The sequence below is a fragment of the Psychrobacillus sp. Z3-81 genome, from assembly GCF_056620325.1.
In genome coordinates, this window is sequence record NZ_JBWQPU010000011.1 from 108,832 (window position 1) to 130,117 (window position 21,286).

Below are 21,286 nucleotides of genomic sequence, written 5' to 3' on the forward strand. Positions count from 1 at the left end.
AATAAAATTTGCATATTGTAGTTTTAGGTACAGGAATGATTGGGACAACCGTCGTAGGTGAGCTTGCTACATTCCCTGAAATCAAATTCATCACAGCGGTGGATGTCAGACAAGAAAGCATTGATCGATGTTTAGAAATCGCCAATAGTACAAAAGTGAATGGAAGGGTTGCCTCCTTAGAGACGATGGAAGGTATAGCGGAAGTATTGAATGGTGCGGATGTGGCGGTTGCTTGTCTTCCTCATTCTCTGAGTCTCCTTGCTATACAAGCAGCAATAGAATCCAAGTGTCACTTGGTAGATTTAGTAGGTTCTTTATTCAAAGAAAAGCTGGAATTGATGGACGCGGCGAGGGATGCAGGGGTGATTGTCGTTCCGGGATGTGGTGTTGCACCTGGTATAACGAACTTTTTGGCTGCACAAGGAATTGAGATGCTAGACGAAGCAGAAGAGGCAATCATGATTTGTGGAGGAATTCCGAGACATCCAGTGCCGCCTTTGTGGTATCAGGTCGTTTTTAGATTGGAAAGTGTGCTAGGTCTATATACAAAGCCTGCCATTGCGGTTGAAAATGGTCAGCTAGTAGAGTTAGCTCCATTATCGGGATTAGAAAAGATGACATTCCCTCAGCCCGTAGGTGATTGTGAAGCAGTCATTACGGATGCGCATAGTACCGCCTATGTATTGAAGGATAAGGTGAAAAATCTATATGAGAAAACGGTTAGGTATCCTGGACATTGGAGCAAGATGAATGTTTTAGGAGAGCTAGGCTTTCTAGACAATAAACCTATTTCGGTAGCAGGATTTACTACAACTCCTCGAGCAGTTGCAGAACAAATTTTAGCGCCTAAAATGGTTGGTGCCTCACACGAGGATGTAACGGTGCTAAGAGTTGAAGTTAGTGGAATGAAGGATGGACAAGCTACTAAATTTACATGGGAAATGGTGGATGAATACGACGGGGAGCGAAATATTACGTCAATGGCTAAAACGACTGCCATTCCTGCAGTGATTATGGCGAAATGGATAGTAGCTGGGAAAATCATAGAGACAGGGGTTGTACCGGTAGAGAGCCTCATTGTTAGGGAAAGATTTGAGCCGTTTATGGAGGAGTTGAACCGCCTGGGTGTGCACATTCATTTTAAAGAAGAGGTTTTGTCAACCTTGTAAATAGTAGAAAAGGAGGTAGAGCTATGGATGTTACGATAATTATTGATTCCTTGCCATCCTTACTGAATGCAACGCTCATGACTATTTTTTTAGCAGCCATATCTATTGTAATAGCACTAATTATTGGTTTTTTCGCTGCCATTATAAGAATACTGAAAGTAAAAGTATTAAACGGCATTGCCACTGCATATGTATCCATCATCCGTGGAACTCCCTTACTTGTTCAAATATTTGTTATCTACTACGGCTTACCGCAAATCGGACTCTCTTTAGATCCGATATCCTCTGGGATTATGGCTTTAAGCTTAAATGCAGGCGCTTATTTATCAGAATCGTTTAGAGCTTCTATTCTTGCTGTCGATCAAGGCCAAATGGAAGCATCGCTCGCAATGGGGATGACGTATTCTCAAGCATTAAGGAGAATTATCCTCCCGCAAAGTCTTCGAATTTCTATTCCTACCTTATCCAACACATTTATCGTGCTAATCAAGGATACTTCCCTTGTCTCGGTCATTACTGTCACGGAATTATTGCAGATGTCGAGCTTGATTATAGCGAAAACATTTGAACCACTTACCATCTATTTAATAGCTGCGGCCATTTATTGGATATTAATAACCTTCTTCACAACCATTCTAGATAAGTTAGAAGTTCGTACTTCCAAGTACTTGGTTCGGTAAATACGAATGATAGGAGATGTCTATGAGTATCATTCAAGTGAATCATTTGAAAAAAAGCTTTGGGACAAATGAGGTATTGAAAGGTATTGATTTAGCTGTCGAGAAAAGCGAAGTAGTTGTCATTATGGGACCGAGTGGCTCTGGGAAGTCGACCTTGCTACGCTGTTTAAATTTCTTAGAAGAGCCAACGGAGGGTGTTATTCGCATGGGGGAATTCCAAGTGGATACAGGTGGCAAAACAAATCGTAAACGAAAAAAAGAAATAAGAGAGCTTAGAAAGAAAACTGGATTTGTCTTTCAATCCTTCAATCTGTTTCCGCATAAAACAGCCATCGAAAATGTCATGGAGGGACCAATCGTCATACATGGGACCAAACAAGAAGAGGCTAGAATAATAGCGAAGGCACTGCTTACAAAAGTAGGGCTAGGAGACAGATGTGACTACTACCCAGCGCAGTTGTCAGGCGGTCAGCAGCAAAGGGTAGCCATCGCACGTTCGTTAGCATTAAACCCAATGGTCATGCTCTATGACGAGCCAACCTCAGCACTTGACCCAGAGCTTGTGAAGGAAGTGCTTCAGGTAATCAAGGACCTGGCACGTGAAGGGATGACCATGATTATCGTGACGCATGAAATGAGCTTTGCAAAGGACGTAGCAGATAGAGTCATTTTCATGGACAAGGGTGTAATCGTGGAAGAAGGAACATCAGAGGAAATCTTCCTTCACCCGAAAGAAGAAAGGACCAGGCAGTTCTTATCGATAGTTGAGTAGTTGGGGAGAGTTGTGTTTGTCCCTGTGTAAGAAACAATTTTTTATAAAAGATGTTTAAGCATCAAATAGCAGGGTATACACATAATACAAGGCGGAACTACCGAAGGAAAGGACTGGTACACTATGAGTTACCATGTGAATCCGATGGAAGAATTGCACAGCCTTGGCGGAAAATTTGCTTTACTGACGAAGGGTACGCTCGTCGGGAACCGATATATTTAGGTTACGACAATTAGTATTTTTGTAAGTGGTAGAAAGTTTTTTGATAGAAGTGCAGCTTGATGGTTGACGGTTCCTTTTTAGACGAATTGTCAGTTTGATTTAATCTAGTTAACATTTGCGGATTTTCCGAGTATATTCCCTCTTGTGGGAAAGAAAAAAGCGTGGTCTTCTGAGACTGCGTTTTTTTTCTTTTTCTCTTCATTAGTTATAATCCCAGAGAATCTTCCACTCATCTTCATCCAGTACGACATATACTTCCTGTAGAAAGCTAAACTTTCCGTATTTTCCTTTATAGGTTTGAATGACCGTAAATTTAGTTGCTTCCGCTATCGGTTCTCCTTCCTCCGTCATTTTCCAATTTTCTATTATCTGTGCGTCTCCAATTGAAAAGTCGAACGTATCCGTACCGAAATGGCCAACAAATACATGAAAGCGATCCGTCATAAAGGACGTCTTGCTCCATTTTTCTTTCATTAGCGGATGAAGCAGGTCCCACGATTCTGCAAAATTTCCTTCCTGTTCATACGTATAAAATGCTTCTACCACTTTTTCTGGAGTGTTTCTAGAAGAAAGCCAGTAATTCCAAAAGAATAGAATGACAGATACAACACAAAGGGATAGGAGTACAACGTATAAGAGGTTGTTGTTATTGCGCCTTTTTCTTAACATGGTTCTCCCCTTTGTTTGTTTTCTATATGAAGAGGATATGATTTAAGTGCATGGTTTATCAAAACAGAGAGTACTTAATTTGTATGTGTCCCTGTGTAAGAAGCAATTCAAAAAGGAGCAGCACAGATGTCTTTTGGCATCCGTTTTGCTCCTTTTTTTATTATTTATGATACCGACTAATCGGAAGGATGAGTGGTGTGTTGGAGATAGGGTCATTGATTACCCGACAGTCTAGGTTAAATGTTTGTTTCATTAGGCTGCTTGTGATGATCTCATTTGGGGTACCTTCGGCAATCAATTGGCCGTCTTTTATTGCGAATAAGTAATCTGCGTATCGGGCAGATAGGTTGATGTCGTGCAGGACCATGACGATGGTGGTGCCGTATTGTGTATTTAGGTCTTTCAACAAGTCTAGGATTTCCACCTGATAGGTGATGTCCAGATAGGTGGTTGGTTCATCTAAAAAGAGTATGTCGGTTTGTTGGGCTAGTGCCATGGCAATCCATACACGCTGACGCTGACCGCCAGATAGCTCATCGATGTGTCGGTCGGCAAGTTCGGTGATGTTCATCATATCAAGTGCATTGGCAACTGCCTCATAATCCTTTTTGGACCAACCTGCAAACATCGTTTGATGAGGAAAGCGCCCACGACCTACTAGGTCTGCGACTGTGATTCCTTCTGGAACAATAGGGGACTGAGGCAAGAGTCCAACCGTACGTGCAAGCTGCTTGGACGGTATGGAGTAAATCGACTGCTCATCTAGAAAGACATCTCCATTCGTTGGCTTGAGTAAGCGTGCCATCGTTTTCAGCAGTGTTGATTTGCCGCAGCCGTTGGAGCCGATAATAATGCTAATCTTCCCTTCCGGAATCGAAAGGTTTATATCCTGTAAGATAGGCTTTTGATCATAGCCAGATTGTAGATTTTTTGTGTGTAATGTATGGGCCATCACATATTCCCCTTTCGATTCATTTTAATAAGTAAGAAGATTAAGTACGGGGCTCCAATGATACCGGTAATGACACCGACAGGGTAGCGTACTGTAAAGGCAAATTGTCCGATTAAATCGGCGGCTAACACTAAAATCACACCGATCAGACCTGCTGGGATTAATGCGGAAAAGCCAACACCAACAATACGCCTAGCAATCGGACCTGCCAAAAAGGAAATAAAGGCAATCGGACCAGTGACCGCTGTGGCAAGCGCAATAACTAGTACGGCACATACGAGCAACACGACACGTACCCGATTCGTAGCAACACCTAAAGAGGTGGCAGCTTGTTCTCCAAGTTCTAACATCTCTAAATGATTCGCAAAATAAATGAAAATCGGCGTGCAGATCAGGAGCAACAGGAGGAGCGGTAAAATTGTTTCCATTTTCGCTCCGTTTAAGCTGCCGCTTAGCCAGCGTAGGGCAGTCGGTAAATCATGCGTTTTCGCCATAAGCAGTAAATAGTTGATAAAGGCATTTAACATAGCTTGGATACCGATCCCGATTAAGATTAATCGACCGATGGAAAAGCCTGTTCCGCGTGATAGCCCGTAAATGATAGCTACTGTTACTAAGCCGCCAGCCACAGCCGCAATCGAAATAACCGTATTGCTCGCATTCAGCACAACGATACAAAATACAGCTGCCGCGCTAGAACCAGTTGTAATGCCGATGACATTTGGATTGGCTAATGGGTTGCGCAGCATTGTTTGGAATATGTAGCCTCCCACACCGAATGCAAAACCAGCTAACAGACCAGCGAGCATACGCGGGAATCGGAGGGTTCCAACGGTAAAGCTTGCCCCTTTTATTTCCTCCCCTAACAGCACACCAATAACGTCACGCACTGGATAGATGGTGTTGCCTAGCATGAGCATAGCAAAGCACAATGCCAGGGCAATGGCAGTAAGTATTCCCGTTGTCCATAGATAACGATGCTTTCGTTTTGTTCTCGTATGTAGTATTGTTGTGTACGTTTTATTCATCATAAGCTTCGCATTTTCGCTTTCATTGTAATATAAATTAAAATTGGCGCCCCAATAAATGCAGTTAAAATCCCAACCTCTACCTCTGCAGGGCGAGCGATTAACCGTCCAGCCACGTCCGCAATCGTTAAAATAATGCCCCCAGAAAGTGCCGATAGGGGAATAACGAAGCGCAAATCAGGTCCAATGACTAGTCGTATGAGATGGGTTGCTAGTAGACCAATAAAGCCAATTGGTCCCGCAAGTGCTGTAGCCGCACCGCAAAGCAGAACACCAGCAAATGCGGATATTAAACGAATGGTACCCGTTTTGACACCAAGACCGGTTGCCACTTCATCTCCTAATGCCATCGCGTTTAGTGCGGGAGCGGTGAAGATGGCGATTACCACCCCAACGAGTAAGAAGGGGAGCAGCAGCTGTATGCTGTCCCATGTGCCAGCTCCGACACTTCCGACTTGCCAGAAGCGGAATTGATCCATGACATTCTGACGTGGAATGAGGATCGCTGTGACAAGGGAAGATAGAATGGCGCTTGTGGCAGCCCCGGCCAACACGAGTTTTAAAGGGGTTGCCCCGTTATAGCCCAACGAACCTATAGTAAACACAAAAATAGCAGTAAGGATTGCCCCTGCTATTGCTAACCATACATATTCACTTGGTGTGCTGATACCCAAAAAGGCGATTCCACTGACTACGAATAGGGCAGCCCCCGTATTAACACCTAAAATACTTGGATCGGCAATTGGATTTCGTGTGACCGATTGCATGAGTGCCCCAGATACACCTAATGCTGCACCACACATAAAACTAAAAATCGTTCGCACAACACGTTGACGAACGACACTAGATTCATGGTCCATTAATTCTGGATGGAATAAACCATCCAGAATCGTAGACCACCCAATTGAACGAGAGCCAAATGCTAACGAAGCAAGAATCGAGATGACAAACAGCACGAGTAAAATGATTGTCAGCTTTCCTAAGTTTTTAGGAAGGAACGATTGCTTCGTTGCTTGATGGATTGGCTTCATGATTACTTAATATTTTCTGCTACGTCTGAGATTAAAGTTAAGTATTCGTCAATTGTATATTGAATAGAAAGTGGGTTAGGGTTACCAGCAGCAGCTAACGGTGTATTGTCTTCAATTACTACAACGTTACCAGCAGCGATAGCAGGCACCTTCCCTAAGATTGGATCAGCTTGTAAAGCAGCTAATGTATTGGAATCACCATACATAATAAATAACTCTGTATCATTTAAAGCATCTGCGTTTTCAGCACTTAATTGAATATAGAAGCTGTCATCTGTAATGAATTCTTGGATTCCTTCAGGGTACTCCATCCCTAGGTCTGTTAAGAACTCACCACGTGGGTCAGCAGGTGTGTAGATGTAGAAGCTAGATAGGTCGGATGTGTTGAACATACCGAATGCTGCTTTTTTCCCTTTGATCACAGAGTATTCTTCTGCTTTCTCTGCAATTAATTTTTCAGTGTCCTCGATTAGTTGCTTCCCTTCTTCTTCCATGCCCATACCTTTTGCGTTTAATAACACTTGGTCGCGCCATGGAGTTACCCAAGGAGTTTCTTCATAAGGAACAACAGGAGCAATCTGGCTTAATGTATCGTACTCTTCTTGTGTGATACCAGAGTATGCAGCAAGAATAACATCTGGATTGCTGTCTGCAATCGCTTCAAAATCTAAACCATCTGTGTCTTGGAACACGTTTGGTGAATCTTCACCAAGTTCCTTTAACGCTTCCGCAGTCCATGGTAATAATCCGGAATCGTCTTGGATACCGTAGTTAGCAGCAGAGAAACCTACTGGCACAACGCCTAATGCTAAAGCCACATCGTGGTTAGCCCAAGCGATTGTTGCTACACGCTCAGGTTTTTCTTCGATTACTGTTTCACCGAAAGCATGCTCAATTGTAATAGGGAACTCGCTAGTTGTTTCTGTATCGTTTGTATTTGTAGATTCTTCTGTCTTAGCGCTGTCATCGCCACCACAAGCAGCGAGTGTAAGCACCAGCATCGAAAGAATTAGTAAGAATAATGATTTTTTCATCGTAACTTCCTCACTTCATAATTTTTGATTAAATGATAAAGATTCTCATTATCACTCTCTGTCTCTATCATACGGATTTTTCGGCGGGTGTCAACGTTTTTTTGTGTCTGTCCCTGTGTGAGAAAAGATTCAGAATTGTGTCTTTACCTGTGTGAGGATAGATTCAGAAATTTTTGCGTTCCTGGGTTACGATGGATTCTAAAATCTTTTTTGAGAATGTTTATCAATTAGATTGACTTTTAGGAGATTGTTGGGTAGTCTTAGTGAGAAATGTTCTCAATATGACCGATGACAGAAATTTAGCTTACAAAGTAAAGGTTATTTCTATTAATAGATGGTATTCAAAAAATGTAGATGGAGTGTTCGAGATGGAATTATATGATGTGACGATTATTGGTGGTGGACCTGCTGGCTTGTATAGTGCTTTTTATAGCGGAATGCGTGATATGAAGATAAAGATTATTGAATTCCATCCGTTTCTTGGTGGGAAGGTGAATACCTTTTTAGAAAAGGTGCTGTGGGATGTAGGGGGGCAACCGCCGATTCTTGCAAAGGATTTTATTGATAATTTGGTTGCTCAAGCAAAGACATTTGAACCTACTATATGTTTAAGCCAAAAGGTTGAGCGTATTGATAAAGAGGAAGAGTATTTTGTGATTTCCACAAATACAGGTGAACAGCATTATTCCAAATCTGTTATTATCGCCATCGGAGGCGGCATCTACGAGCCGATTAAGTTAGAGCTAGAAGGCGCTGAAAAGTTTGAGATGACAAATCTACATTACACGATTAGTGGCATTCAGCGTTTTAAGGATAAAGAAGTGTTAATTTCCGGTGGAGGGAACGCGGCAATAGACTGGGCCGTAGAGCTTCTTCCAGTAGCCAAAAAATTAACGGTTATTTATCGAAGCGAGGAACTAAAGGCGCATGAAGCACAAGTGAAAAAGCTTGCAGCGCATGGAGTGGATATTCGTCTGAATACTGAAATGACAAAACTGATCTCCAATGAGAATAGAACTGCGATAGAACGTGTTGTGTTAAATGAAAATGAGTTGGAATATGAAATGAATGTACAAGAAGTACTTGTTTGTCATGGCTATAACCGAGAAGTATCATTAGACTTCTGCGATACTATTATGCCTGACCGTAACGAACATCAGCAGTTTAATAGCGAGGGGCAATGTAAAACATCTATTCCAGGCATTTATGCGGTAGGGGATATTGTTGCCTATGCTGATAAGGTGTATCTATTGGTTGGAACATTTAGCGACGCCGTCCTTGCTGTTAATAGTGCGAAGAAATATCTTGAGCCAGATGCTACAAGCTATGCAATGGTTTCTTCTCATAACGAGAAGTTCGAGGAGCGGAATAGAGAAGTATTGACTGTGTAGGTGTCCCTGTGTCAGACACAATTCTGAAAAAAGGCTACAATTTGATATGTAAGTACAAGAAAATGCCTTTCCGACTTTTTCGGAAAGGCATTTTCTTGTATAGAGATTTTCAACCCGTCAAAATATACTCACTATAGAAGAAGTGAATTGAAAGAACACCCCTGAATTCTGTTAGGCTGGGGAGTTGTGTCTGTCCCTGTGTCAGACACAATTCTGAATGTTTCTTTCTCGGGGTCAGACACAACAATAATCATCTACTTCCAAGTTATTATTTAAGTGGATTGTTGGCCTTGATACGCTGCTTCATAAATATGAAAAATATCTTTTTCTGACAAGGGCATTGGCGATCTTGCTAGTAGCCTTTTTTGAAGTAGTGCGTTTTGGGTTAAAGCTTGTAAGTCGGATTCTGCGATGTTGAATTCCTGTAGGGTAATTGGTATTTCAATATCTTTTATTAAACGGATTAGTTCTTCCACGCATTTTAGAGAAGCTTCTTCTTCTGAAAGCTGAATTGGATTAAAGCCCATAGCAGCATAAATATCTGTCATTCGTTTTTTACAGCTCAGGCGTATATGGTCCATCACATAAGGGAGCAGCACTGCGTTTGATTCACCGTGGGAAATATGGAATTGCCCTCCTAGTGGATAGGCCAATGCATGGACTCCAGCTACGCCGGCATTATAAAATGCAAGTCCTGCTAAATAACTTCCGTAGCTTAAGTCAGTACGTGCTTGAACATTTGTGCCATCCCAAACGGCTTTTCTGAGAGATTTACTGATTAATTGAATAGCGTTTATTGCTAAAGCATCTGTAATAGGATTTGAATGTAAGGAAACGTATGCTTCAATAGCATGGGTAAGGGCATCTACACCGGTGGCTGCGGTTATTCTTGGTGGTAAAGAAAGTGTTAGCTCAGGATCGACTATTGCCACATCTGCTAGAAGATAATCGTGCGTTATCACATCTTTGGTTGTTTCCAATGCTAATACACTAATATTCGTTACCTCTGATCCTGTACCTGATGTAGTAGGAATTAAAATTTTTGGTAGGCCTTTATTTTGAAGTTGCTTGGTACCTGTTAAATTTAAATAGTCTTTGACAGACCCGTCCTGAGTAGCAAGTACAGCGGCAACTTTCGCTAAATCTAATGCACTACCTCCCCCAATGCCAATTATCAACTCTGCCTTGTTCTCACGTGTAAAAGTAACGAGTTCTTCACCCAACGCTAAAGTAGGTTCAGGAGCCACTTTCGAATAAATACTTATTTCGATGTTGGTGTCCAGTTGCTTGATGATTTTATCCACGATTCCAAACTCCACTAGAAAGGGGTCAGCTATCACCAATACTTTTTTTACGTGGAAGAATTGTACTTCCTCGTTTAAAAATTGAGTGGAACCCCATCCAACATGATTTTTACTTACAAAGCTTATTTTATCCGACATTTAAAACACCTCATTCCATACGATAAGTTTCATCTCGGTCATTTCTTTAATTGCATATTTTACACCTTCACGACCAGTTCCACTGTCCTTTACCCCACCGTAAGGCATCTGGTCAACTCTAAATGTAGGAACGTCATTAATAATTACTCCACCAACATGCAATTTTTTGGAGGCGGCAAAGGCACTTGAAAGATTGTTAGTAAAAATAGCAGCTTGAAGGCCATAAACAGAGTTGTTAATTTCGGCAATGCCTTCTTCAATCGATGAAATTTTATTAATTATAACTACTGGTGCAAAGGCTTCTTGGCAAGATATTTGTGCATAATGGGGAACATCTAATAATATAGTGGGTTGTAAAGAATTATTCACAATTTCTCCGCCATATTCGATTGTTGCACCCATTTTAATTGCTTCATCAATCCAAGTCTTCGCTCTTTCTGTCTCTTTAGTCGTAATCATTGAGGAAATATCCGTATCTATATCTAGTGGGTTTCCAATTATTAATGAGGAAGTGAAAGCCTTCATTTCACTAATAAATGCCTGATAGCTGTCTTCCATTACATATATTCTTTGTAATGAGATGCATATTTGTCCTTGATTAGAAAATGCCCCGGTCACACATTTTTGTGCTATAGCTTTTAGGTCGGTACCATTGTCTATGATACAGCCAGCATTTGAGCCTAATTCAAGTGCTACTTTTTTTAGACCAGCCTTGTTCTTTATTGATTTCCCGACAGTAGGACTACCTGTGAATGTAATCATATTAATATCATCATGAAGAACTAAGTGATCACCAATTTGAGAGCCACTTCCTGTTAGAACTTGAAAAGCGCCTTTAGGTAAATCTGTATGATGAATAATTTCCGCTAAAAATAGTGCGGACAGTGGTGTCTGGGATGCAGGCTTTAAAATTACTGTATTTCCAGCTGCGATAGCGGGACCTACTTTATGCGCAACTAAATTTTGTGGAAAATTAAACGGTGTAATCGCTGCAACAGTTCCAATTGGATTAAGCAGTGTATAGGCTAGTTTATTTGCTCCGTTTTTGGCAGCATCCATTGGCACTAGCTCTCCTGTAAGCCTTTTTGTTTCTTCAGCAGCGAAACGATAGGTTTCTATTGTTCTTTCCATCTCGGTCAATGCAAATTTCAGTGGCTTTGCTGCTTCATTAGCTATTATTCTTGCACCTTCGTTTTTTCTCTCTTCAAGCTGTTGACAAATTTGTAATAGAATTTGTGATTTTTGCAATGAAGTAAGAGATTGCATTTTTTCTTCCGTTTGCTTCGCTGCTTTTATTGCTTCGTCAATTTGTTCCGGTGTAGCAACAGGAATTTCTGCTAATAGCTCATTTTGATAGGGAGAATATAAAGTTGTATAGTTTGTGGCTTCTACCCAATTCCCATTAATGTATAACGATTTTTTCATACCCTCATCATCCTTGTTTGTATAGTTTGTAAACGCCAAGAATGTATACGTATACATTTTAAATTTAAAGAAAAACACAGGGATTATTTTGCCCGCTGTGTTGTCTTCCTTACAAAAAGTTTAACAGGCTCTGTTATTCGAACGCAACTACTATTTTCTTCTTCAATCATAGTTATGAGTTCTCTAACAGCAATATACCCTAAGTTTTTCTTGAATTTGCTGCCGATAGTAGTTAGCTCGACCATGCCATGCTGACTGATTTCCACATTATCAATACCCATAATACTAAGCTCTTCTGGTATTAGAATGTTCGATTTTTTCGCAATATCAATCAAATCCAATGCGATGGAATCAGTAGCTGCACATATAGCGGTAGGAGGGGTCCGAAGATGAATTAAATGAAAAAAAGCTTCTTCTATATCATTCTTTGTCACTACATTATTTATCAGGTATTGTGAATTTATTTCATGGTCCGATTTTTTCATTGCAGCAATAAATCCTTCATATCGATTCTTGAAGGTAGTCACATTTAGCTGTCCACCAATCCATGCAATATGTTTATGATCTAATTCTTTCATATGTTGAAAGCTGAGTTCGCCGGCATGAAAATTATCAATTTCAACAAAATTTTCGTTTGATTTATGTTTTCTGTTATATGTAATAAAGGGAAGGTTTAGTCGCTTTAATTTATCAAAGATAGGATCTTCCTCAAGGATACAGGATAATATTATTCCATCATTCTTTTGTTCTAATGCATTTGCATAAGCTTTTTCTAGGTTATTATCATGAACAAACTGTACTTGAACACGGTAGTCAACCTTACTTGCATAATTTACAATCGCACTTGTCGTATCAACAAAAAAAGGATTATGTAATGGGCCAGATAATAACATGATGGTCCCAATTCTATTTCTCACAAGGGATCTAGCATTTGCATTAGGAATATAATTCAATTCTTCAATTGCTTGCTGAACCTTCAATACCGTTTCTTTTTTTACTACTTCTGGGGAATTTAAAACCCTGGAAACAGTGGCTTGGGAAACCCCAGCTCGTTTTGCTACATCTTTTGAACTTACCAAATTCACACCTCCATCATTACTCAACTAATATTCTATAGCTGGTTTAAAATTAATGCAAAAAACAAGAAGAAGCAATTCTTTTTTACTAACTATATAGATAGAAATGTATATTGACAGAATGTTCTAATGATTTTATAGTGATTATGTAAACGCTCACCACAAAATGTATACGTATACAGAGGAAGGAGGGGGAATGGTATGTATCAATTACTCAATGTTCAAATGCTAGGACAAACAGCTGTTATTGAAATCAATAATCCGCCGGTAAATGCTTTGGGTAATAATTTAGCGGATGAATTATTAAGGTGATTTCAAGAATTTTCTGATGACTCATCTGTACATGTAGTTATCTTGCGTGGATTAGGTGACAAATGTTTTATTGCAGGTGCTGATATTAAGGAATTCCCAAAATGGATTGAATCAGCTGGTCCTGAAGAAAGTGTAATCAAGAATCATTACGTTATTAATTATATTGAAAATTTCCCTAAACCCACTATCGCTTTTCTTAATGGAATGACATTGGGAGGGGGGTTAGAAGTGGCAATGGCCTTTGACCTTCGTTATGCTGAGGAGCATACAAAATTAGGGGTTCCGGAGATTAACCTTGGTATTTTTCCTGGAGCTGGAGGAACACAACGCCTCACAAGGTTAATCGGAAAGGCAAGGGCACTTGAAATGATGTACACTGGTTCGCCAATTACTGCTGAGAAGGCGCTTGAATATGTTCTTGTGAACGATATTTTCAAAACTGGCGAAGGGTTTGCGATGGTTTTAAATAAAGCACAAGAAATCTCGGAGAAATCCTTACAGGCACATAAGAGTATAAAAGAAGCTGTATTATTCGGTGAAAAGAATACGTTTGAGGCTGCCATTGAACAAGAAAAGAAATTATTTGTAGATATCTTTCAGCACCCAGATTCAAAGGAAGGGATAAAAGCTTTTATTGAAAAGAGAAAGCCAACTTTTAAAAGATAATTGGAGGAGTGTTCATGAACGTCGTTTTGCTGTTAATCGGTTTAGCATTATTAATTTTTATGACATTTCAAGGCGTTAATATTATTGTAAGTGCACTCTTAGCCAGCGTATTTGTCGCATTAGTTTCTGGGCTCGATGTAGTAGAAGCGATGACAGGCACCTATATGCAAGGATTTACAGGATATTTTGCTTCTTATTTTCTCATTTTCTTGCTTGGTGCGATTTTCGGTAAGATCATGGCTGATACAGGGGCAGCTGAGTCGATTGCCAGATGGATTATGAGAATTATTGGTCCAAAAGGGGCGATTATGGCTGTGGTCTTAGCCTGTGCCATTATGACATATGGTGGCGTCTCTCTCTTCGTTGTTGGATTCGCTGTTTATCCAATCGCAGTTTCGTTATTCAAAACAGCTAATTTACCTCGTCGATTTATTCCAGCCGCATTAGTTTTTGGGTCCGTGACATTTACCATGTATTTACCAGGTTCACCTGAAATTCAAAATATTATGCCTACAGAATTTTTCGGAACTACTCCATACTCTGGATTGGGCGTTGGTCTAGTAGTAGGATTATTTACTTTTGTGGCAGGCTCCTATTGGTTATATTGGATGGTTAATCGTGCTAAAAAGCGTGGTGAAGGCTTTGTAACATATGAATCTGATAAGGATCTTGAACAAGATGAGAAGAAGCTTCCAAGTATCGTTCAAGCTCTATTACCAGTACTCGTTGTAATCGGTGGTATGATCACATATTCACAATATTTTATTGCGAATACAGCCACTATTTTTTCCTTGCTTACTGCAATCATTGTAGCTTTAGTTATTATGTTTAAACATCTTTCTAAATTTTGGGATGTGATGGGGAAAGGTGCTAATGATGCAATAATAGCCGTGTGTAATACCTCAGCTGTAATTGCTTTTGGTAAAGTTGCTGCAATGACTACAGGGTTTACTCAGGTTGTTGATACAGTCCTACAAATCCCAGGTCCTCCTTTATTAAGTATGGCAATTTGTATTAATTTAATTGCAGGATTAACTGGTTCGGCATCGGGTGGCTTAGGTATTGCGCTCCCAATTTTATCGCCAATTTATTTAAATATGGGGATTGATCCTGGAGCACTTCACCGTGTATCTGTAATGTCCTCTGACGGACTTGCATCCCTACCACATAATGGGTATGTAGTAACCACGATTAGGAATATTTCGAAAGAAACATTTAAAACAGCTTATTTACCAGTTGCCTGTATGGCAGTTGTATTAACCCAAATATCCACTATTATCGCCATTATATTGTTCACCTTACTGGGATAAAAGGACTGCTGGTAGTTTACTTACACGAAGACTAGTTGCAAGTATCATATGAACAAGAAGTTATGGTTGCTACAAATAGAAGGATATAATAGGAGAATTTTTGAGAAATCGGTACTAGATTGTTAGAAAACTAAGAAGAGGTCATATTTAAAAAAGGTTTTGTTTAACCTTTGGTACTCAGAGTTAGAGGCGCACAAGGAGTTTCATTAGTTATAAAAAATGTAGCACAGGAGGGAGCTTTATATGATTAGTCAAGTATTGGTTGTTGGTGCCGGATTAATGGGAAGTGGTATTGCTCAAGTTATTGCATTATCAGGGACTCCAGTGATTTTAGTGGATCGTACAGAAAATGATCTTGAACGAGGAAAGCAAAATATTAAAAAAAGTATAAGTTCGATGTTAAAAAGAGAAAAATATACCCGCCAAGACGAACTTCAAATTCACCAGAACATTCAGTACTCCACCAATTTGGAGGAAGCTAGAGAAGTAGATTTAGTAATAGAAGCAATACCTGAAAACATGGATTTGAAAAAGGAAATGTTTAAAAAACTTGATTTATACATTCAACCAAATGCTATTCTTGCAAGCAATACATCCTCATTATCGATTGCTGAAATCGGTTCTGTTACAAGCCGTCCTGATCGTGTAATTGGCATGCATTTCTTTAGCCCGGTCCCATTAATGAGCTTGCTCGAAATTGTGAAATCATTGTCTACATCCAATGAAGTTTTAGAGATGATAAAGCATTTCGGGGAGAAAATTAATAAAAAAATAGTTGTTGCGCAAGATTATCCAGGTTTCATTGTAAATAGAATTTTATTACCAATGATGAATGAAGCTGCATTTTTAGTAATGGAAGGGACGCCCGCTGAGGAAGTGGATAATGCGATGAAGTTAGGAGCAAATCATCCAATTGGTCCACTGAAGCTAGCAGATGAATGTGGTTTAGATACTACATTACATGCGCTAGAAACACTATATACTGATTTCGCTGATTCAAAATATCGACCATGCCCACTTCTAAGAAAATATGTTGAAAGTGGAAAGCTAGGTAGAAAAAGCGGTGAAGGATTCTATAAATACACATGAAATAAGAAACAAACAATTTAACAATAACCGAACCACAATTATAGACTAAAGGTTGTGATATAAATGTTCGAAACAATCATTCAACCCCGTGTTTCTGAAACAGATGGGGTAGGACATATTAATAATACTACTATACCAGTTTGGTTAGAGGCTGGAAGAAATGAGTTATTCAAGGTTTTTAATCCGGAAGATGATTTTCAAAATTGGCGAATGGTGATTGTCAAAAGCTGTGTTGAGTATAAAGCGCAAATATATTTTGGAAAAGAAGTACGGATTAAATGCTGGATTAAGCGCATCGGGAATGCGAGTTTAGAATTATATGAAGAAATCTGGCAAAGTGATAAAAAATGCATTACAGCCTCTACCATTTATGTAAATTTCAATTCAGAGCGGCAGTGTAGCGAACCAATTAACGAAGAAATAAAAAGAATCTTAGAAGGTCATATGATGAAGGAGGTAGAATGTGAGTAAACAAGTTATTTATGCTAAAGAAGCTGGAATTGCGACAATTACATTAAATAGACCGGATGCGTTAAATGCCCTCAATAACGATATGATTGCAGACATTTTATCTTCTTTAAAGGATGCTGGAAAAGATGATTTAGTGCGAGTGGTTATAGTGAAAGGGAATGGGCGTGCTTTCTGCTCAGGCGATGATCTTGTGGATATGGGTACTACAGCTAATCCCAATCCAAGTGATAAATTAAAAGAATACTATGAGGGTTATCCTAAAATCGTCCTTGCAATGAAGGAGTTAGAAAAACCAATTATTGTGGTTGTTCATAAATATGCTCTCGGAGCTGGCTTTGAAATTGCTTTAGCTGCTGACTTTATAATAGCGAGTGAAGAATCGAAGTTTGGTCTTCCTTTCGTTCTACGTGGTTTTGCTTCAGGTACCTACTTATTACAACAGCATATAGGCTATCATCAAGCAGCGAAATATTTGTATTTAGGAGAAATGCTTGATAGTGAGACGGCCTTTAAATTGGGATTAATTTATGAAGTAACGTCTCTAGAGAACCTTGAAGAAAGTGTTCAGCAATTAGCGGATAAACTCGCAAGAGGTGCTACGAAAGCGATTGGTCTTATGAAAAAAGCTATGCACTCTTCAGCAGGGATGGATTATGAGCAGGCATTTAAATTGCAGACATTATCTACGCTTGCTTCTTATCATTCCGAAGACCATAAGGAAGGAATACAAGCATTTGTAGAAAAAAGAGAGCCGAAATTTACTGGAAAGTGAGGGGTTACTATGGGTAACAATTTGAAAAACAAACCGATTGATCAATATATTACAGAGTACTCCAGCTCCAATCCATCTAAAACTGCTATTAATTTTTACGGGAAGGAAATTTCTTATCAAGAGCTGAATGATGACATTACTAAATTTGCAAGCTATCTACAGAGTATTAATGTTCAAAAAGGCGATACGGTAGCGCTATACCTACAGAACTCCCCACAATATATCATTGCATTTTATGCAGCTCAGCGTATAGGAGCTATAGTTGGGCCCTGTAATCCGATGTTTAAAGAATGGGAGCTACATTATCAACTAACAGATTTACAAGCAAAGGTATTTATAACTTCTCCTGATCTTTACCCAACTTTTTTAAATATGGAAGAGCAAACACAGGTCCAATATACAATATTGATTAATTATCAAGACTATTTGCCGGATAAACCATATCCGAATTTTCCAGAAAAGATTGATTCCACTATTTTTGAAGGCACTGTTACCTGGAAGGATATTATGAAAAATAGTGAGTTTGAGAATGCTAACAATTCGGTCGAAATCGATATGACGGAAGATGTAGGGTTGATTGTTTATACTTCTGGTACCACAGGGGCTCCTAAAGGGGCGATGTTAACGTATAAGAATTCAGAATATCAGGCAACGGCGGTTGCTAGAAACTTTCATTTCTGTGAAGAAGATAAAATTATTAGTATTATGCCCATTTTCCACATTGCTGGGAAGCTGGTGGGGATGATGAGTCCATTCATTACGGGGTCTACGATAATTTTACTTACACGCTTTGATCCTAAGGGCTATCTACAAGCTTTAGAAAGATATAAAGCGACAATTTTATATACAACTACACCGATGAACATACAAATGATGAATGAGGAAAAGATGAAAAACACAGATTTCTCTTCATTAAACTTAAATATTGTTACGAGCTTTGGAATTCAATTAACGAAGGAAATTTCTGATGAGTGGGAAAAATACACGGGTATACCACTTATGGAATTCGCATATGGCATGAGCGAAACTCATACAGGGAATACACTAACACCACCAAATCAAATTAAGTATGGCGCCAATGGTAAGGCACCTGAAGGTACAGAGTTAAAGATTGTAAACATAGATAACTATGCAGAGGAACTGCCTATAAACGAACAAGGGATGATTTTAGTAAAAGGGTCAAGTGTATTTAAAGGATATAAAGGAAGAGAGGAAGAAACGAAAAATTCATTTTTCGATGGCTACTTTGTAACTGGCGATATGGGAGTTATGGACGAAGATGGATTTTTGTACTTTCTAGGTAGAGCAAAAGAAATGATTAAGTGTTCCGGCTATAGCGTTTACCCGGAAGAGGTAGAAAAGATGCTTGCGAAAAATGAAAAGATTAGTGAAGTGGCTGTAATTGGTGTCCTGGATGCCATGCGAGGTGAATCAGTAAAGGCATTTATTGTTTTAAAGCCAGGTGCAATAGCCACCGAAGAAGAAATAATCAGCTGGGCCAAAGAAAGAATGTCCGCTTATAAATATCCAAGAGAAGTCGAATTCATAGAAAGTGTCCCAAAAACTAACTCCGGTAAGCTACTACGCCGCCTGTTACGTAAAGATCCTGAGAAAGTTTAGAAATAGGTGTGTTCCTGTGTAAGACAAATTCTGAAAATTTTCAATAGAAAAGATGTTTGAGCATCTTCATGTGGGGTATATGTATAGTACAAGGCGGAACTACCGAAGGAAAGGACTGGTACACTATGAGTTACCATACGAATCCGATGGAAGAATTGCACAGCCTTGGCGGAAAATTTGCTTTACTGACGAAGGGTACGCTCGTCGGGAACCGATATATTTAGGTTACGGCAGTTAGTATTTTGTAAGTGAAAGAAAGTTTTTTGAAGAAAGTGCATCTTGATGGTTGACGGTTCCTTTTAGACGAATTGTCAGTTTTGATTTACCGAAATAACAATCGCAAATTTTCCGAGTGTATTCCCTTTTTTAGGGAAAGAAAAACGTAGTCCTTTTAGGGCTACGTTTTTTCTGTGCTCCCGCGAGACAATTGTTATAGTTTCTATAAATATTCTGAAATTTTGTTAAATAACAAGTGAAACATTACATGTAAAATGATACAATATTTGTAAAAACAATAAAATGTTAACTAGAGGGAGGCTACTGGATGTCATGGGAACGAGAGCTAGGATGCCAGCTCGAAAAATGGCAGTCAACGTTAGAGAGAAAGTCAGACATTTATCTTCAGAAAGAAGTAAGAAAGTTATCTAAGATTATGGAAGATTTGCAAAGGATGGATCTGTCTAAAGGGGAATTAATCGACCATAATATGGTGCAGCAGGTTTTCGAGAGACTTTTTGAACACTTTCAACTGGTTGATCGTTATATCTTTTCTAGCAAGAAAAAGCTTCCCTTGTCTTTATATAAGTATTGTACAAACCAAGTCATACATAAAAAGCTTCCTCTTTTTCAAGAGGAATTAAAAGAAAAAATAGAAGAACAACAGAAATTAAAGAGACAAATGGATATAATTGAGCAATCCTTTGTTCATTCCTTTCATGACATAGAAGAAGCAAACACTTTCGTAGAGACCATAGTGAAAAATCATCATTTCTACTATGAGCAATTTACTTTATTTGAAGCATGGAAACACCTCCTATATAAGCCGTATAAAAATCTGCAGACTTTCGCTGTTGAGATAGAGGAACAGATGGATGACTTAATTGCCGAGTATACAAGTATTACGAAAGCATGGGGTTCATTAACAGCAAGAGAGCTTCAAAAGAAGACACTATTAAGAGATTTTGCTAGCAGGCAGGATAATTATAATGAAGCGAGAGAGAAGCTAAAGGACTCTTTTGATGTATATTTGTCTATGCAAGCGTTGCAAAAGGAATATTTTGAAGGGTACTTTTCTGTAGTCAGAGAGTACATGCTGGAATATTATCAATCTTTAATAGAGGAAAGCATGGATGTAGAGGAAAGATGGAGCGGAAGATTAACCAAGATAAAAAGAGAATTACTTAGTATACCTTTCGTAAATTTACTAGGTATTTCTAGTCTGGAAAAGTTTATGCATGCCTTTCAGTCAACTTTCGACTCATTTTTTCAGTCCCCCTACAAGGAGTTAGAGGCAATCCCTGCTTATCAGAAAACAAAAAATCTAGCAGCAGAATTAGCTGCCTCATTATCTCTTCCTTCTACTAAAGAATACTTTGAGGCAAAAGGCAAGGTAAAACAAATGCTGGGTGAAAGAAAGAGAGCCTTTGTTTCCTATCAGTTACACGACCGAAAATTATGTCCACAGTCTTTGTTTAGGATGGAAGAGCGCTTTTTAAAATCTGGTATCTTCGGGATTGACAGTAGAATTCAAAAGCTTACGTTACTTTCTAAAGACATGGAGAAACAAATTGGATTAGCGAGAGATGAAAAGGCGTTTATTTAAATAAATAAAACCTTGGCAATTGGAGATATTGCTGAAGGACTCACGTTTGCGTGCCATATAGGTACGTTTTTTTATTTGTTTTAAATGGAAAGCAGCTACCGCCCGGTTATGGGGGGCTACTGCTCGAAAGGTGATTGCTACTGCGCGGTTTTAGGTGTCTATCGATCGAAAAAGAGGGTCTATCGCGCGATGGGAGAGAGCACCTTGAAGTATCGTGCGGAACGGGGAGTCTACCGCTCGATAAATGATTGCTAGAGCGCGGTTTTAGGTGTCTATCGATCGAAAAAGAGGGTCTATCGCGCGATGGGAGAGAGCACCTTGAAGTATCGTGCG

At 39.4% G+C, this 21,286-nt stretch carries 18 protein-coding genes and 1 pseudogene; 11 read left to right on the top strand and 8 right to left on the bottom strand.

The annotated features are described in order from the left end of the window. The first annotated feature begins 8 nt into the window (after positions 1 to 8). From AC1ECF_RS12935 to AC1ECF_RS12945, 3 genes are read left to right on the top strand one after another with little or no spacing between them, the layout of a single operon-like run. Positions 9 to 1,169, top strand: a complete 1,161-nt coding sequence (locus AC1ECF_RS12935; RefSeq protein ID WP_480389846.1) for a saccharopine dehydrogenase family protein — start codon at positions 9 to 11, stop codon at positions 1,167 to 1,169. A 23-nt stretch (positions 1,170 to 1,192) separates the two neighbouring features. Continuing rightward, a complete protein-coding gene (locus AC1ECF_RS12940; protein WP_480389847.1) occupies positions 1,193 to 1,849 on the top strand; it encodes an amino acid ABC transporter permease in 657 nt (218 codons plus the stop codon). A 22-nt stretch (positions 1,850 to 1,871) separates the two neighbouring features. Beyond that, positions 1,872 to 2,621, top strand: coding sequence for an amino acid ABC transporter ATP-binding protein (locus AC1ECF_RS12945; RefSeq protein WP_480389848.1), 750 nt, complete (start codon positions 1,872 to 1,874; stop codon positions 2,619 to 2,621). Positions 2,622 to 3,044: 423 nt separating this feature from the next. Here AC1ECF_RS12945 and AC1ECF_RS12950 read toward each other — a convergent pair whose 3' ends face one another. From AC1ECF_RS12950 to AC1ECF_RS12970, 5 genes are all read right to left on the bottom strand, one after another. Further along, positions 3,045 to 3,512, bottom strand: a complete 468-nt coding sequence (locus AC1ECF_RS12950) for a nuclear transport factor 2 family protein (protein ID WP_480389849.1) — start codon at positions 3,510 to 3,512, stop codon at positions 3,045 to 3,047. A 160-nt stretch (positions 3,513 to 3,672) separates the two neighbouring features. Continuing rightward, positions 3,673 to 4,464 (bottom strand): ABC transporter ATP-binding protein, encoded by a 792-nt coding sequence (locus tag AC1ECF_RS12955; RefSeq protein WP_480389850.1) that lies wholly within the window; start codon positions 4,462 to 4,464, stop codon positions 3,673 to 3,675. Next, complete coding sequence (locus AC1ECF_RS12960) at positions 4,464 to 5,495, bottom strand: FecCD family ABC transporter permease (protein WP_480389851.1); 1,032 nt, start codon at positions 5,493 to 5,495, stop codon at positions 4,464 to 4,466. The genes AC1ECF_RS12955 and AC1ECF_RS12960 overlap by 1 nt, the downstream gene beginning before the upstream one ends. Next, on the bottom strand, positions 5,492 to 6,523 hold the full coding sequence (locus AC1ECF_RS12965) for a FecCD family ABC transporter permease (RefSeq protein WP_480389852.1): 1,032 nt from the start codon (positions 6,521 to 6,523) through the stop codon (positions 5,492 to 5,494). Before AC1ECF_RS12965 ends, AC1ECF_RS12960 begins: the two co-directional genes overlap by 4 nt. Positions 6,524 to 6,525: 2 nt before the next feature. Beyond that, on the bottom strand, positions 6,526 to 7,557 hold the full coding sequence (locus AC1ECF_RS12970) for an ABC transporter substrate-binding protein (RefSeq protein ID WP_480389853.1): 1,032 nt from the start codon (positions 7,555 to 7,557) through the stop codon (positions 6,526 to 6,528). A gap of 368 nt (positions 7,558 to 7,925) precedes the next feature. Between AC1ECF_RS12970 and AC1ECF_RS12975 the strand changes: the two genes are divergently transcribed. After that, a complete protein-coding gene (locus tag AC1ECF_RS12975; protein WP_480389854.1) occupies positions 7,926 to 8,948 on the top strand; it encodes an NAD(P)/FAD-dependent oxidoreductase in 1,023 nt (340 codons plus the stop codon). Between the two features lie 272 nt (positions 8,949 to 9,220). Here the strand turns inward: AC1ECF_RS12975 and AC1ECF_RS12980 are convergent, their stop codons facing one another. The 3 genes from AC1ECF_RS12980 to AC1ECF_RS12990 all read right to left on the bottom strand — a co-directional run bounded on the left by AC1ECF_RS12980 (position 9,221) and on the right by AC1ECF_RS12990 (position 12,900). Then, entirely contained in the window at positions 9,221 to 10,390 is a 1,170-nt protein-coding gene (locus AC1ECF_RS12980) for an iron-containing alcohol dehydrogenase (protein WP_480389855.1), read from the bottom strand. Continuing rightward, complete coding sequence (locus tag AC1ECF_RS12985; protein ID WP_480389856.1) at positions 10,391 to 11,815, bottom strand: aldehyde dehydrogenase family protein; 1,425 nt, start codon at positions 11,813 to 11,815, stop codon at positions 10,391 to 10,393. Positions 11,816 to 11,898: 83 nt separating this feature from the next. After that, positions 11,899 to 12,900 carry a LacI family DNA-binding transcriptional regulator gene (locus AC1ECF_RS12990; protein WP_480389857.1) on the bottom strand — a complete coding sequence of 334 codons (1,002 nt, stop codon included), beginning with the start codon at positions 12,898 to 12,900 and terminating at the stop codon, positions 11,899 to 11,901. A 315-nt stretch (positions 12,901 to 13,215) separates the two neighbouring features. On the opposite strand from AC1ECF_RS12990, the pseudogene AC1ECF_RS12995 reads away from it, so the two are divergent. From AC1ECF_RS12995 to AC1ECF_RS13025, 7 genes and pseudogenes are all read left to right on the top strand, one after another. Beyond that, positions 13,216 to 13,869 (top strand): annotated as a pseudogene (locus tag AC1ECF_RS12995) (enoyl-CoA hydratase/isomerase family protein); the annotation flags it as partial. A gap of 14 nt (positions 13,870 to 13,883) precedes the next feature. Beyond that, on the top strand, positions 13,884 to 15,179 hold the full coding sequence (locus AC1ECF_RS13000; RefSeq protein WP_480389858.1) for a GntP family permease: 1,296 nt from the start codon (positions 13,884 to 13,886) through the stop codon (positions 15,177 to 15,179). A 243-nt stretch (positions 15,180 to 15,422) separates the two neighbouring features. Beyond that, the gene (locus tag AC1ECF_RS13005) at positions 15,423 to 16,268 is read left to right on the top strand and encodes a 3-hydroxyacyl-CoA dehydrogenase family protein (RefSeq protein ID WP_480389859.1); all 846 of its coding nucleotides are present in this window, start codon (positions 15,423 to 15,425) and stop codon (positions 16,266 to 16,268) included. Positions 16,269 to 16,331: 63 nt separating this feature from the next. Next, entirely contained in the window at positions 16,332 to 16,739 is a 408-nt protein-coding gene (locus AC1ECF_RS13010; RefSeq protein WP_480389860.1) for an acyl-CoA thioesterase, read from the top strand. Next, complete coding sequence (locus tag AC1ECF_RS13015; RefSeq protein WP_480389861.1) at positions 16,732 to 17,511, top strand: enoyl-CoA hydratase/isomerase family protein; 780 nt, start codon at positions 16,732 to 16,734, stop codon at positions 17,509 to 17,511. Before AC1ECF_RS13010 ends, AC1ECF_RS13015 begins: the two co-directional genes overlap by 8 nt. A gap of 9 nt (positions 17,512 to 17,520) precedes the next feature. Continuing rightward, complete coding sequence (locus AC1ECF_RS13020) at positions 17,521 to 19,131, top strand: AMP-binding protein (RefSeq protein WP_480389862.1); 1,611 nt, start codon at positions 17,521 to 17,523, stop codon at positions 19,129 to 19,131. Positions 19,132 to 19,675: 544 nt separating this feature from the next. Then, on the top strand, positions 19,676 to 20,953 hold the full coding sequence (locus tag AC1ECF_RS13025) for a hypothetical protein (protein ID WP_480389863.1): 1,278 nt from the start codon (positions 19,676 to 19,678) through the stop codon (positions 20,951 to 20,953). Positions 20,954 to 21,286: the final 333 nt, after the last annotated feature.